Raw genomic sequence first — 14085 nt, 5'->3', positions numbered from 1 at the left:
TGGGTGTCAGATGCGGTAGATCGCCTCGGCGTTGCCGGCGAACAGGGCGTCTCGCTCGTCGGGCGAAAAGTCGGCGGTGATGGCGTCGAAGGCGGAATAGAAGGCGTCGAAGCTTCCGTGGACGCTTTCGACCGGGAAGTCCGAGGCGAACATGGCCCGCTCGGTTCCGAAGACGTCGATGCATTCGAGGACGGTCGGGCGGATGCTGTCGGGCGTCCAGGCGCGGTCGGTGATGCCCAGGCCCGAGATCTTGATCGACACCTGCGGCTGGGCGGCCAGCAGGCGCAGGCCCTGACGCCAGCGCGCCATGCCCGCCGCATCGCGGTCGGTCGGCAGGCCGGCGTGATTGACGATCATCGGGATGTCGGGATGGCGCGCGGCGATGATGGCGGCGGTCGCCATCTGCGACGGATAGAGCTGGAGGTCGAACGACAGGCCGTGCCTGGCCAGCTTGGCGAAGCCCTGGACCCATTTGGGATCGCGCAGCAGATCGCGGCCGGCGTAGGTCTTCAGCGGGTCTTCGTGCCAGCAGACGATCTGGCGCACGCTGCGCACGTTCGGACGCGCCGCATGGGCTTCCAGCAGGGCGTCCAGATCGGGGTCCAGCAGGTCGACCCCCGCCACGATGGCGTGCGGATAGCCGTGCTGGTTCGCGAGGGATTGCAGCCAGTCGGTCTCGGCCAACTGCTGACCGATGGGTTGACCGGCTTCGACATGGACGATCTTGTCCACGCGCCAGCCCGCTGTATCGGCCAGATAGTCGTCCAGCAGATAGTTCCGGTGCGCGATGGGGCTCATGTCCCCCGCCGGATTGTTCGGCAGGGGATCGTCCTGAAGCCAGCCATAGCGGGCGCGCGACAGGTCCCACAGGTGGACGTGGCCGTCGACGATGCGAAGGTCCGAAGCCACCTGCGCGCCCCTAGTAGGTCGTTCTTCCGCCGGACGTGTCGAACGTCGAGGCGGTGGTGAAGCTGCATTCCTCGGAGGCCATGAAGCAGACCATGGCGGCGCTTTCGTCGACCTCGCCCAGGCGGCCCATGGGGATCTTGGAGCGCATGTAGTCGACCTGGCTCTGGGGCAGTTGGTCCAGGATGGGGCTTTCGAAGGTGGCGGGGGTCAGGCTGTTGGCGACGACGCCCTTGCCGGCCAGCTCCTTGCCCAGCGACTTGGTGAAGCCGATCACCCCGGCCTTGGAGGCGGAATAGGCGGATGCGTTGGGATTGCCTTCCTTGCCCGCGACCGAGGCCACATTGACGATGCGGCCATAGCCGTTGGCCAACATGAAGGGCACGACGGCGCGGCAGCAGTAGAAGACGCCGTTCAGATTGATGTCGACGACTCGCTTCCAGCTGTCGATGGGGAACTCGTGCACCGGCACGGTGGCGCCGGTGATGCCGGCCGAGGCGACCAGGATGTCGATGCGGCCGTCCAGCGCCTGGGCCGAGGCCAGGGCGGCGGCGGCCACGGCCTCGGGGTCGGCGACGTCCAGGGCGATCACATGGGCGGCCCCGACCTCTGCGGCGGCGGCCGTCAGCGCCTCGGCGTTCAGATCCCACAGCACCACCTTGCCGCCCTCGGCGACGATGCGGGCGGCGGCGGCCTTGCCCAGGCCCGAGGCGCCGCCGGTGACGACGGCGGTGCGGCCCGCGAACCGGTCCCGATAGGCGCTCATCGGGTCCACTCCACGAAGGTCTGGCCCTGTTCGCCCAGCTTCTGGATGCCCAGGCGAACCGTGTCGCCCGCCTTCAGATAAAGGGGCGGCTTTTGGCCCAGGCCCACGCCGGGCGGGGTCCCGGTGGTGATCAGGTCGCCGGGCTCCAGCGTCATGAACTCTGACAGATAGGCGACGATCTCGGCGACGCCGAAGATCATGGTGCGGGTGTTTCCGGTTTGCATCCGCTTGCCGTTCAGGTCCAGCCACATGTCCAGGTTCTGGACGTCGCCGACCTCGTCGGTCGTGACCAGCCAGGGGCCGACGGGGCCGAAGGTGTCGCAGCCCTTGCCCTTGTCCCAGGTGCCGCCGCGCTCGGTCTGATAGGCGCGCTCGGACACGTCGTTGATCAGCACATAGCCGGCGACGTGATCCAGGGCCCGATCCTGGGTGACGTAGGACGCGGGCTTCCCGATGACGACGCCCAGTTCGACCTCCCAGTCGGTCTTCTCCGAACCGCGCGGAATGACCACGTCGTCGTTCGGCCCGTTCAGGCAGGAGACGGCCTTGGTGAAAAGCACCGGCTCGGCCGGGATCGGCAGGTTGGATTCCGCCGCGTGGTCGGCGAAGTTCAGGCCGATGGCCAGGAATTTGCGCACGCCGTTTATCGGCACGCCATAGCGGGGCTGGCCCTCGACCAGGGGCAGGGTGGTCGGATCGATGGCCTTCAGCGCCTCGAGCGCGGGGCCATGCAGTTGGTCCGGGGTGATGTCGGCGATGTGGCCCGACAGGTCGCGGATGCGCCCCTCAGTATCCAGCGTGCCCGGCTTTTCCTGGCCCTTGGGGCCGTAACGCAGCAGTTTCATGGTGGGGGAAGGGCTTTCGTCTTAACGCGCGTAGGGGCGGTGCAGGGCGATGTCGCGGTTCAGCTCGACGCCGAAGCCGGGCGCGTCCGGCACCTTCAGGCGGCCGTTCACGGGGACGGGTTCGCCGATCAGCTGCGGATGGAACATCGGCACGACCTCGTCGGCGCCGGGGGCCATCATCAGGAACTCGGCGAACGGGCTGTTATGGCGGGTCACCACGAAGTGGTACGAATAGACCGACGAGCCGTGCGGGATCATCAGCACGCCCTTGGCGTCGGCCATGGCGGAGATCTTGATCAGTTCGGTGACGCCGCCGCACCAGCCCACGTCCGGCTGGATGATGTCGCAGCATTCCATCTCCAGCAGCATTCGGAAGCCCCAGCGGGTGGCCTCATGCTCGCCGGTCGTGACCAGCATCCCCTTGGGGGCGTTCTTCTTCAGCGCCTGATAGCCCCAGTAGTCGTCGGGGCTGAGCGCCTCCTCGATCCACTTCAGACCCAGCTTGTGCGCCTCGTGGGCCAGGCGGGTGGCGTAGTTCAGATCCAGCGCCATCCAGCAGTCGAACATCAGCCAGAAGTCGTCGCCGCAGGCATTGCGCATGGCCTCCAGCTCGGCGAGGTTCTTGTGCAGGCCCTCTTCGCCTTCGGCGGGGCCGTGGTGCAGGGGCATCTTGCCGCCGATGAAGCCCAGTTCCCTGGCCTTATCCGGGCGCGCGCCGGTGGCGTAGAAGGTCAGTTCGTCGCGAACCGGACCGCCCAGCATGGCGAAGACCGGCTCTTGCCGCAGGCGGCCCAGCAGGTCCCACAGCGCCAGATCGACGCCGGAGATGGCGTTCACCACCAGACCCTTGCGACCGTAATACTGGGTGGAGAAATACATCTGGTCCCAGATCTTCTCGACCTCGGACGGATCGCGGCCTTCCAGGAAGCGGGCCAGATGCTTCTCGACGATATAGGCCGCCGGTTCGCCGCCGGTCGTGACCGCAAACCCGACCACGCCGTTCTCGGCCTCGATCTCGACCACTAGTGTGCCCAGCACATTGATGCCGAAGCTGCGGCGGCTCTGGCGGTATTCGGGGTATTTCGCCATGGGGGTGGCGATGTGGTCGTCGATCCAGTGGCCGTCGCCCTGATCGTGATAGTCGGCGCCGCCGCCTGCGCCATCGTTCTTCACGACGAAGGCGCGGACATGTTTGATGCGGGGCAGGCGGCTCATCGTGTCATCACCAGAGATTGGCGATTCGCTCCCATAATGCGGGATTTCACTGGCGTTCCTCCGTGCATGGCGTCAAAGTCGGGCTCGTGTGACGGAGCGACTTGCGCGTTTTGCTACATTCTGAGAATGAGGATTACGAAATGGGACGAACGCCGTCAATCAAGACCGCACAGGTCGATGCGGAAGAAGAGGTCGGCGCCAAGGCGTCCGGCAGCCAGACCCTGCTGCGTGGTCTGGACGTCATCGACGCCCTGATCGACGGCTCCCTGCCCCTGGCCGAACTGTCCGAAAAGCTGGAGCTGACGCGCAGCACCACCCACCGTCTGGCCTCGGCCCTGGTCGAGCGGCGGCTGCTGTCGTTCCGCCCGCGCGAAGGCTATTCCCTCGGTCCCAAACTGCTGGAGCTGGGCCATGCGGCCAGTCAGCAGATGCATCTGCCGCGCGTGGCCCGGCCCTGGCTGGAGCAGCTGTCGGCCCAGACCGACGACACCGTGCATCTGGGCGTGCTGGACGGTCGTCATGCGCTTTATCTGGACAAGGTGGCGGGGCGCAGGCGCATCAACATCGGCTCGCGCCTCGGCGAGCGTCATCCCATCGCCTCCACCGGCCTGGGCAAGGCGCTGATCCTGGACAAGACCGAGCCGGACTGGATCGACTTCTACGCCGAGCCGGGGGCGGCCTATGACTCGTCGGCCCGCGCCGTCTGGCTGGAGCGGATGCATGGCTATGCCCAGAAGGGCTACGCCTTCGATCTGGAAGAAAATGAGGACCAGATCCGCTGCGTCGCCGCGCCGATCCGTTCGGTGAACGGCCAGATCGTGGCCGCCCTCAGCGTGTCCTCGGCCGCGCAATATATGTCCGACGCCCGGATGACCGAACTGACCAAGACCGTGACCGAGGCCGCAGACGCGATCAGCGCCGACCTGGGCTGGTCGCCCAAACCCTGAAACCGAACCATCGCCGGAGCCCCCATGCTGCTTGAAAACAAGGTCGTCCTGATCACGGGCATCGCGGGGCATCGGGCGGGCGACGGCGATCGAGGCCGCGCGCCAGGGCGCCGACGTCGCCCTCAACACCTTCCGGGACGATGCCGCAGCCGCCGAGGTGGTCGCCGAGATCGAGACCCTGGGCCGCCGGGCCATCGCCGTCGACGGCGACGTGGCCCAGCCCGAGAGCGCTACAGCCTTCGTCGGCGCCGCGGTTCAGGCGCTCGGCCGGGTGGACGTCTTCGTCTCCAACGCCGGCATCTGCCCGTTCCACGCCTTCCTCGATATGCCGGTCGAAACCCTGCGCCGGACGATGGAGGTCAATCTGCACGGCGCCTATTACATGGTGCAGGCGGCGGCCAATCAGATGGTGAAGCAGGGAGACGGCGGTTCCATCGTGGCCATCAGCTCGATCTCGGCCCTGGTCGGCGGCGAGATGCAGACCCACTACACCCCGACCAAGGCGGGGCTGCACAGCCTGATGCAGTCCTGCGCCGTCGCCCTGGGTCGTCACGGCATCCGCTGCAACTCTGTCCTGCCCGGCACCATCGCCACCGACATCAACAAGGACGACCTCGCCGATCCGAAGAAGCGCCAATACATGGAGGGCCGCATTCCGCTGGGTCGTCTGGGCCGGCCCGAGGACATCGCCTCCGTCGTCGCCTTCCTGGCCTCGGACATGGCGAGCTACATGTCCGGCGCGGCCCTGCTGGTCGACGGCGGCGCCTTCGCCAACTTCCAGTAGGGCAGGCGCGTGATCATCTCCTCGCCCGGCGACTATCGCGAGGCGGCGCGCCGCAAGCTGCCGCCCTTCCTGTTCCACTATATCGACGGCGGCGCCTACGCCGAGCAGACCCTGCGGCGCAACGTCGAGGACTGGCAGGCCATCGCCCTGCGCCAGCGCGTGCTGCAGGACATGACCAGCCTCAGCCTGGAGACCCGCCTGTTCGACGAGACCCTGCGCCTGCCTGTCATCCTGGCGCCCGTCGGCCTGACCGGCATGTATACACGCAGGGGCGAAGTGCAGGCGGCCAAGGCGGCGGCCTCGCGCGGCGTGCCCTTCACCCTGTCGACCGTCTCGGTCTGCCCGATCGAGGAGGTGGCGCCCGCCATCGACCGACCCATGTGGTTCCAACTCTATGTGCTGCGCGACCGGGGCTTCATGAAGAATGCGCTGGAGCGGGCCAGGGCGGCGGGGGTGAAGACCCTGGTCTTCACCGTCGACATGCCCACCCCCGGCGCCCGCTACCGGGACGCCCATTCGGGCATGAGCGGCCCGAACGCCGAGATCCGCCGCATGGTCCAGGCCATGACCCATCCGGCCTGGGCCTGGGACGTGGGGCTGAACGGCCGCCCGCACGACCTGGGCAATGTCTCGGCCTATCTGGGCAAGCCCACGGGGCTGGCGGACTATATCGGCTGGCTGGCCAACAACTTCGATCCGTCGATCTCGTGGAAGGACCTGCAATGGATCCGCGACTTCTGGGACGGGCCGATGATCATCAAGGGCGTGCTCGATCCGCAGGACGCCCGCGACGCCGTCAGCTTCGGCGCCGACGGCATTGTGGTGTCGAACCACGGCGGGCGGCAACTGGACGGCGTTCTGTCGTCTGCCCGGGCGCTCCCGGCCATAGCCGACGCGGTGAAGGGCGACCTGAAGATTCTGGTCGATTCCGGCGTCCGCAACGGGCTGGACGTGGTGCGGGCGATTTCTCTGGGCGCCGACGCGGTCCTGCTGGGCCGGGCCTTCATCTATGCGCTGGCGGCGAACGGCCAGGCGGGCGTCGAAAACCTGCTGGACCTGTTCGAAAAGGAAATGCGCGTCGCCATGACCCTGACCGGGGCCAAGTCGGTCGCGGGCATGACCCCCGAGATGCTGGCGATCTGACCCGCGTCATGGTCGTCACCCCCGCGATGAGGGGATGACGAAAATCCGAGCCGGTCTTAAGTCCCCAAAGCCTCGATCAGGTCGCCCATGTTGCGCACGAAGACCGAGGTCGAGACGCCCTCGACCGGGAAGTCGGTGTGATAGGGCGAGGTGTCCCACAGGTCGCCGACGCGGGTCATCTGGTACTCGCCGCCCGTGACGGCGGTGGGGGAGGGGCCCTTGTAGGGGTTCGACGTGGTGGTCAGGGGCGTGGGCCAATAGCCGCGCGCGTTCAGGGATGACATCACCTCGGCCGCGCGGCCAGCGACCATGCGGGCGGGGCGCCGTGCGTCGGTGGACATGTCCCAGACATCCACGTCCTGCAGGGTGAAATATTTCGGCAGGCTCAGAGAACCGGGGCGCGCCTTAAGCGGCGAACCTCGCGTGGCCTCGTTGACCGGCATGGCCGCCAACTGTTCGTATTCGCGGCGCAGGGCGGCGGTGTCGACATTGCGGAACGAGCCGTAGTGGACGATCAGATTGGTGGGATTGTCGTCGGCGTAATACTGGCCGTTGGCGATGTTGGACCCGCGCCGGTGGATGTAGATCGGCGTGTTGGAGCCTTCCAGGATGAAGGTCGGGTGCGTGCGGCCCGGCGTGTTCAGCGGCGGCTTGGCCGCGACCTGATCCAGCCAGTCCAGCGCTTCCGGCAGGCGCGCCAGATATTTACGGTCACCGGTCAGGCGATAGAAGCCCAGCATCGATTTGATGTTGGTGCCGGTTGTGTGGGTGGCGAAGGCCTGGGGCTCGATGGTCCGGGCGCCCGCCGGCTTCAGGGTGTCGGGGAAGTGCTGCAGACCCCAGGCCGGTTGCGGCTGCGGTTGCTGGGTCTTCACGAAGATGTCCATGCCGCGATTGATGGCGTCCAGCAAGCGCGCGTCGCCTCGGCCGTTCCGCGCCAAGCCATGATAGGCGTAGATCAGGAACTCCAGGTTCTCGCCCGCCACATCGTCGTTGAAGGTGATGTAGGGGGTATAGTCCTCGTGCCCGTGTAGGCCGCCGTTCTCGACGAACGGATAGCGTTGGGGCCAGCCGCCGTTCGGATATTGGCTTTCCAGCACGAAGCTGATCGCCTTGTTGAGGGGCGCCAGATATTTGCGGTCCTTCTTCTCCAGATAGACCCGCAGCAACAGTTGCGAGGCCTCGGACGTGCCCGCGTCGTCGAAGGTGGCGTTGCCGTAGTAGTGGTGGAATTCCTCCAGACGCCAGGCATTGGCGGCGACCGTACCGTACCAATTCTTCAGCGAGTCCTCGCCGGCGGTGTCGATGACATAGTTCCATCCGCCCAGCGGGTGCTGGCCCTTGACCAGGGCGTCGGCAGCCTTCTTGGCGGCCTCGTAGTAATATTCGTCGCCGGTCGCGTGATAGGCGTCCAGGAACAGGTGGCCCACGGTCGCGGTGCCCGGCGGCTGGACCCAGATCATGGTCGGGCTGGCTTCCAGCTCGCCCCAGCGGCGCGAGAAGTCGGGCAGATACTGCCAGACATAGCCGCCCTCGACGGCGGCCTCCTCGCTCATGAACCGGGCGGCGCGCTTCATGGCATCCAGAACAGCGGCGCGCTCTGGAGAGGCCTGAGCGAAGGCGGGGGCGGATGCGGCGGCGAAGGTGGCGGCGGCGCCGGCGGCCAGCAGGGCGCGGCGGTTCATGGACGTGACGGACATAGGAACTCCTGGTGTGACCTCTCTCGGACGGTTCTTGGCGACCGTTTCAAAGCGTCACTCAAGCATGACTGACACCGGTTTCCTAGTCTTTCGTCACCAATGAAAAAAGCCGCACTGACTTCTCCATGCGGCCTCCACCAAATCACGATGATTGCAGCCTCACCGCCGGATGTCGAACCCGCCGTCGGCCATGGCGGCGTGAACCTGGTCGGCCGTGAACAGGTTGAAGTCCCCGGGCACCGAATGCTTCAGACCCGCAGCCGCCAGACCGAAATCCAGCGCCTGCTGATCCGCCCAGCCGCTCCACAGACCGAACAGGACGCCCGAGGCGAAGGCGTCGCCGCCGCCGACGCGGTCGATGACGCCGGTCAGGTGGATGGCCTTAGCGTGGGTCTCGATGATGCTGTCGCCATCGCGGATCAGCATGACGGCCGACAGGGCCTGATCGGCGACGCTGTCCTGGACGCGCAGGGTGCAGGCGATGCGTTGAAGGCGGGGGAAGGCGGCGAAGGCGGCCTTGGCGGCCTGACGGCGGCGCTCGGCGGGGTCGGGGCTGTCGAACCTCGTCTTCAGCACCAGGGCAAAGTCGCGGTCGTCGGCGAAGGCGACTGTGGCGCCCGCCAGCATCTTGCCCAGGGTCGTCGGCGGATCGCCGTCCCACTGTTCCCACAGCTTGCCGCGGAAGTTGCCGTCATAGCTGACCTTCACGCCCATGCGGACGGCGGCCTCGACGAGGGCGACAGCGGCGGCGGAGCCGTTGGGGCCGGTGGCGGGCGTGACGCCTGAGGCGTGCAGCCACTCGACGCCGTCCAGCAACTGATCCCAATTGAACGCTGTGTTCACATGCTCGACAAAGGCCGACCCAGCACGGTCATAGAGGACTTCGGACGGACGGCGCACTGCGCCCGGGGTCAGGAAATACAGGCCCATCCGTCCGGGCGTGAAGACGATGGGGGTGGTGTCGACGCCATGCTTTCGCACCTCGTCGCGGGCGGCGTGGCCCAGGGCGTTGTCCGGCAAGACCGTCGCCATGCGGGTCGGCGCGCCGAAGCGGGCCAGGGACACGGCGACATTGGCCTCGGCCCCGCCCGGACGCACGGTCAGGGCAGGGGACTGCAGCAGCAGTTCGTTCTGGTTCGGCGATAGCCGCAGCAGCACCTCGCCGAAGCAGAGAATGGCGCCGTGGTCAGCGGCCAGAGAACCCGAGGCGGTGTTGGTCATGTCGGAACGCTAACCGTGTCTCAGCGCGCCTGCCAGCCGCCGTCGACCGGCAGGATGGCGCCCTGGACATAGTCCGAGGCCCGGCTGGCCAAGAAGACGGCGGCGCCGCCCAGGTCCGAAGGCTGGCCCCAGCGACCGGCGGGGATGCGGCCCAGGATCTCGGCCGAACGCACCGGGTCTTCGCGCAGGGCCTGGGTGTTGGCCGTGGCGAAATAGCCGGGGGCGATGGCGTTGGCGGTGATCCCGTGCGGCGCCCATTCGTTGGCCATCAGCTTGGTCAGACCCGCCACGCCCGACTTGGACGCCGTATAGGACGGCACGCGGATGCCGCCCTGGAAGGACAGCATGGAGGCGATGTTGATGATCTTGCCGCCGTCGCCCTGTTTGATGAAGCAGCGGGCGACCGCCTGGCTCATGAAGAAGACGGTTTTCAGGTTGATATTCATCACCAGATCCCAGTCGGCCTCGGTGAAGTCCACCGCGTCGGCGCGTCGGATCAGGCCGGCGTTGTTGACCAGAATGTCCACCCGGCCCATCGCCTGAAGGGCCTCGGCCAGAACACGCTCGACCGGCTCGATCGAGGTCAGGTCGGCGCTGACGGCGTGGGCGCGGCGGCCCATCGCCTGAACCCGGGCGACCGTATCGTCGGAATCCGACAGGGCGACCGAGACGATGTCGGCGCCGGCCTCGGCCAGGGCCAGGGCGATGCCCTGACCCAGACCCGTGTTGCCGCCGGTGACCAGGGCGACCTTGCCGGTAAGGTCGAACGGATTGCTCATGTTTTTCTTCCTCTTGTGCTGATTACTTCAACTGGCAGATGTCGAGCTTGTACATGTCGGTGTAGTCGAGGTTTTCGCCGCCCATGCCCCAGATGAAGGTATAGTTCGACGTGCCTGCGCCCGTGTGGATCGACCACGGGGGGCAGATCACGACTTCGCCGTCGGCGATGACGATATGGCGCGCCTTGTCCGGCTCTCCCATGAAGTGGAAGACGCGGTCGTTCTCGCCCAGACCGAAATAGAGGTAGGCTTCCGAACGGCGGTCGTGAATGTGCGGGGGCATGGTGTTCCACACCGAGCCGGGCTTCAGCACCGTCACGCCCAGCAGCAGCTGGCACGACTTCACCTTGGCCGGAACGATGTACTGATAGATGGTCCGTTCGTTGGACGTCTCCAGCGAGCCCATCTCCAGCGGCACGGCCTCGTCGATCGAGATCTTGGTCAGGACGTGGCGGGCGTGGGCCGGGGTGGCGACCAAATAGAATTTCGCGGGCTCGGCGGGGTTGTTCGAGGCGAAGCTGACTTCCTTCGTCCCCATCGGCACATACAGGCCGTCGCGGAAGCCCAGTTCGATAGTTTCGCCATCGACCGTCACCGACCCGGCGCCGCCGATATTGACCACGCCCAGTTCGCGGGCCTGAAGGAACGGCGCGCCGGCCAGCGACGGTGGTTCAGAATGGGTGGGCAGGCTCAGGGCTGTCTCGGCCGGGGTCGCCCCCCCGATGATCATGCGCTCATGGTGGGAATAGTTAAGGCTGATCTTGCCCGGAACGAACAGCCCCTCGACCAGATAGCGATCCCTCAGCTGCTGATTGGCGGCGCCGTCCATCATGTCGGGGTGGGTGGCCTGATAGACCTTGTCATACATGGGGTCGTACATGCGGGGCTCCCTGGAACTCGCCTCGCGAGTTGCCGCGACAGATCTTGCGTCCATCCTCGGTGGACTAGGTAACCGGTGTCATATTATGATGCAACGGATTAGACGATAATCGCCGTCATATGCCGGCATCACTCCGCCACCGTCTTGAGGATTTCCAAATGAAGATCGCTCTTATCATCGAAAACAGCCAGGCCGCCAAAAGCGAGACGGTGCACGCCGCCCTGACCGCCGTCGCGGAGCCGCTGGGCCATGACGTCTTCCACTACGGAATGTACGCGGCCGAGGATAAGGCCTCGCTGACCTATGTGATGAACGGCGTCCTGACCGGCATTCTGCTGAACTCGGGCGCGGCCGATTTCGTCGTGACCGGTTGCGGCACGGGCATGGGCTCGATGCTGGCCTGCAACAGCATGCCCGGCGTTTTCTGCGGTCTGGTGATCGACCCGACCGACGCCTTCCTGTTCGGTCAGATCAACGACGGCAACGCCATCTCCATGCCCTACGCCAAGGGCTTCGGCTGGGCGGCGGAACTGAACCTGCAGGACGTTTATCGCAAGCTGTTCGAAGGAGAGCGCGGCCTGGGCTATCCCAAGGAGCGGGCCGAGATCATGCGCAAGAACCGCGGCGTGCTCAGCGACCTGAAGGCCGTGACCTGCCACGACATGCTGACGGTGCTGAAGACGATGGACCAGGACCTGCTGAAGGCCGCCATCGCTGGCGAGCGCTTCCAGGACTACTTCTTCGCCAACGCCACGGATCAAGGCATCCGCGACTATCTGAAGGGCGTCCTGGCCGACAAGCCCGCCCTCGAAACGGCTTAAACCAGAGAGGTCGGCGCGTGATCCCACGCGCCGACCGATTTCTAGGGCGCAGGGATGGCCGACTTGCGCACGACCAGGGCGGGGCGGACTTCCGGCTGCTGCATCTTGGCTGGATCGACGCCGCGCATCGGGGCCAACAGCTTTTCGGCGGCCATCCGTCCCATGTCGCGGATCGGCAGACGGACCGATGTCAGATTGGGCCAGACCCGCGCCGCCATCGGCAGGTCGTCGAAGCCCACGACCGACAGGTCGCGCGGCAGCTCCAGCCCGCGATCCCGCGCCGCCTGCATCACACCGATGGCCATGTCGTCGTTCAGGGTGAAGATGGCGGTCGGCGGCGTATCCAGCGCCAACAGGGCGTGTCCGGCCTCGACGCCGGATTCGAACGTATAGGCGCCGTTGAAATCATAGGCCGGGTCCAGCGGAATGCCGCGCTCGGCCAAGGCGTCCAGGAAGCCCTGGCCCCGCACGGCCGACGACCGGAACAGGTCCGGGCCGCGCACCAGACCGATTCGCCGGTGTCCGAGGTCCGCCAGATGCGCCGCCGCCTCGGCCGCGCCGATCCAGTCGTTGGTGACCACCATGGATTGCGGCTCGTCCAGCGCGACCGAGGCGATGCGCACATAGGCGCAGTCGAGATCGCGCAGCAGGTCGATGACGCGTTCATCCTCCGACATCGACGGCGGCATGATGACGCCATACAGGCGCTGACGCTCGACGAACCCTCGAATGTCTTCCAGCAGGGTAGGGGAGTTGCGGTTGCAGGGGTGAACGACCAGCTCCAGGCCCGAGCCCTTCAGTGCATCCAGCACGCCCTGCTGCATGTTCACGACATAGGTCGGGCTGGGGTTGTCGTAGATCAGGCCGACCAGAAATGATCGCCGGAACGCCAGGCCGCGCGCCTGGGGATCGGGGGTGAAGCCCAGGGTCTTGATTACGGCGTTGACCTTCTCGCGCGTGTCTTCCTTGACGAACGGCGATTGATTGATGACCCGCGAGACGGTCTTCTTGGAAACCTGCGCTTCGCGAGCGACATCGTTGATCGTGGCCCGCTTGCCAGGCTTGCCGGATCGCGGATCGTCTTGAGCCAAGGTTCGGCTCCTTCCCTCTGTGCAGCTTCAAGGCATAGACGCGACTCGTCGCTGACGCCATGGGGTGATGTGAAAGCGGATTGACACCGGTTTCCTTCCTCGGTCTTATCGAAGCCTATTCACGAGGCGACGCTATTGACTTCGACCCCTTCTCTCGCCGGCCAGACTGACACGCTGTCGGGGGATGCCGCCGCCATCGCGCGGCAGTTCGTCCAGGCGCGCCTGTCTGCGCGCAGCACTCCCGACTACCCAGGCGTGATTCCTCAGAGCATGGCCCAGTCCTACGCTATTCAGGACATCGCCATCGGACTGTTCCCCGACCAGGTCGTGGGCTGGAAGGTGGGCGGCGTTCCGCTCGAGCAACAGGCGACATTGGGCATCCATCGTCTGGCCGGCGCCATCTTCGCGCGCAACGTCTGGCCAGCCCCCGGCGACACGGTCGTGCCGCTACCCGAGATCGAGGGTGGGTTCGCCGCGGTCGAATCGGAGTTCATCGCCCGCATCGGCGCCGACGCCGACCCCGCCAAGACGGACTGGACCATCGAGGAGGCTGTCGCCGCCGTCGACAAGGTGTTCGTCGGCGTCGAACTGGCGGGCAGCCCTCTGTCGGCGATCAATGACCTGGGCTCGGCCGTCGTCGCATCGGATTTCGGCAACAACGGCGGTCTGATGATCGGCCCCGAGGTCGAGAACTGGCGCGAACGCCTGGACAGCATCGAGGTCGAGACCGTCATCAACGGCGCCAGCGTCGGCACGGGCGGTTCGCTGTCGCTGGCCGGTGGGGCGATGGAATCCGTACGCTTTCTTCTGGAGCATTGCGCGCGTTGGGGCCGTCCGTTGAAGGCGGGTACGCTGGTCTCGACCGGCGCCGTCACGGGCGTTCACCGCGTTCACGCGGGCGACGAAGCCGTGTGCATTTTCAGAGGTATCGCAGAACTTCACTGTTCGGTCGTCAAGGCCGAAGCCCAGTAAACATCATCGGACGTC

At 66.3% G+C, this 14085-nt stretch carries 14 protein-coding genes; 5 read left to right on the top strand and 9 right to left on the bottom strand.

Annotated elements, in window-relative coordinates:
* Positions 1-6: 6 nt before the first annotated feature.
* From B3Z70_RS04505 to rhmD, 4 genes are read right to left on the bottom strand one after another with little or no spacing between them, the layout of a single operon-like run.
* Positions 7-909, bottom strand: a complete 903-nt coding sequence (locus B3Z70_RS04505; RefSeq protein WP_292024725.1) for an amidohydrolase family protein — start codon at positions 907-909, stop codon at positions 7-9.
* Between the two features lie 10 nt (positions 910-919).
* A complete protein-coding gene (locus B3Z70_RS04500) occupies positions 920-1672 on the bottom strand; it encodes an SDR family NAD(P)-dependent oxidoreductase (RefSeq protein WP_292044767.1) in 753 nt (250 codons plus the stop codon).
* Positions 1669-2517 (bottom strand): fumarylacetoacetate hydrolase family protein, encoded by an 849-nt coding sequence (locus B3Z70_RS04495; protein ID WP_292044765.1) that lies wholly within the window; start codon positions 2515-2517, stop codon positions 1669-1671. The genes B3Z70_RS04500 and B3Z70_RS04495 overlap by 4 nt, the downstream gene beginning before the upstream one ends.
* 21 nt (positions 2518-2538) lie before the next feature.
* Entirely contained in the window at positions 2539-3732 is a 1194-nt protein-coding gene (gene rhmD / locus B3Z70_RS04490; protein ID WP_292024300.1) for an L-rhamnonate dehydratase, read from the bottom strand.
* A gap of 140 nt (positions 3733-3872) precedes the next feature.
* On the opposite strand from rhmD, the gene B3Z70_RS04485 reads away from it, so the two are divergent.
* From B3Z70_RS04485 to lldD, 3 genes are all read left to right on the top strand, one after another.
* Complete coding sequence (locus B3Z70_RS04485) at positions 3873-4679, top strand: IclR family transcriptional regulator (RefSeq protein WP_292024302.1); 807 nt, start codon at positions 3873-3875, stop codon at positions 4677-4679.
* 70 nt (positions 4680-4749) lie between these two features.
* On the top strand, positions 4750-5463 hold the full coding sequence (locus B3Z70_RS04480; protein ID WP_349679878.1) for an SDR family oxidoreductase: 714 nt from the start codon (positions 4750-4752) through the stop codon (positions 5461-5463).
* Positions 5464-5472: 9 nt separating this feature from the next.
* On the top strand, positions 5473-6606 hold the full coding sequence (gene lldD, locus B3Z70_RS04475; protein WP_292024307.1) for an FMN-dependent L-lactate dehydrogenase LldD: 1134 nt from the start codon (positions 5473-5475) through the stop codon (positions 6604-6606).
* A gap of 56 nt (positions 6607-6662) precedes the next feature.
* Here lldD and B3Z70_RS04470 read toward each other — a convergent pair whose 3' ends face one another.
* The 4 genes from B3Z70_RS04470 to kduI form a co-directional block, all read right to left on the bottom strand.
* Positions 6663-8306, bottom strand: a complete 1644-nt coding sequence (locus B3Z70_RS04470) for a pectate lyase (RefSeq protein WP_292024309.1) — start codon at positions 8304-8306, stop codon at positions 6663-6665.
* Positions 8307-8465: 159 nt separating this feature from the next.
* Positions 8466-9527: a sugar kinase gene (locus B3Z70_RS04465; protein ID WP_292024311.1), complete on the bottom strand. Its 1062-nt coding sequence runs from the start codon at positions 9525-9527 to the stop codon at positions 8466-8468.
* A 20-nt stretch (positions 9528-9547) separates the two neighbouring features.
* Positions 9548-10306 carry a 2-dehydro-3-deoxy-D-gluconate 5-dehydrogenase KduD gene (kduD, locus tag B3Z70_RS04460; protein WP_292024313.1) on the bottom strand — a complete coding sequence of 253 codons (759 nt, stop codon included), beginning with the start codon at positions 10304-10306 and terminating at the stop codon, positions 9548-9550.
* A gap of 22 nt (positions 10307-10328) precedes the next feature.
* Entirely contained in the window at positions 10329-11174 is an 846-nt protein-coding gene (kduI, locus tag B3Z70_RS04455; protein WP_292024383.1) for a 5-dehydro-4-deoxy-D-glucuronate isomerase, read from the bottom strand.
* 170 nt (positions 11175-11344) lie between these two features.
* Here kduI and B3Z70_RS04450 point away from each other — a divergent pair, with 170 nt between their 5' ends.
* The gene (locus tag B3Z70_RS04450) at positions 11345-12007 is read left to right on the top strand and encodes an RpiB/LacA/LacB family sugar-phosphate isomerase (protein WP_292024315.1); all 663 of its coding nucleotides are present in this window, start codon (positions 11345-11347) and stop codon (positions 12005-12007) included.
* Between the two features lie 41 nt (positions 12008-12048).
* Here the strand turns inward: B3Z70_RS04450 and B3Z70_RS04445 are convergent, their stop codons facing one another.
* Complete coding sequence (locus tag B3Z70_RS04445) at positions 12049-13098, bottom strand: LacI family DNA-binding transcriptional regulator (protein WP_292024317.1); 1050 nt, start codon at positions 13096-13098, stop codon at positions 12049-12051.
* A gap of 270 nt (positions 13099-13368) precedes the next feature.
* On the opposite strand from B3Z70_RS04445, the gene B3Z70_RS04440 reads away from it, so the two are divergent.
* Positions 13369-14070: a 2-keto-4-pentenoate hydratase gene (locus B3Z70_RS04440; RefSeq protein ID WP_292024320.1), complete on the top strand. Its 702-nt coding sequence runs from the start codon at positions 13369-13371 to the stop codon at positions 14068-14070.
* The last annotated feature ends 15 nt before the right edge of the window (positions 14071-14085 follow it).

Source organism: Brevundimonas sp. UBA6550 (assembly GCF_002434505.1).
Classification (GTDB): domain Bacteria; phylum Pseudomonadota; class Alphaproteobacteria; order Caulobacterales; family Caulobacteraceae; genus Brevundimonas.
This window is presented reverse-complemented; position numbering and strand designations above follow the sequence as displayed.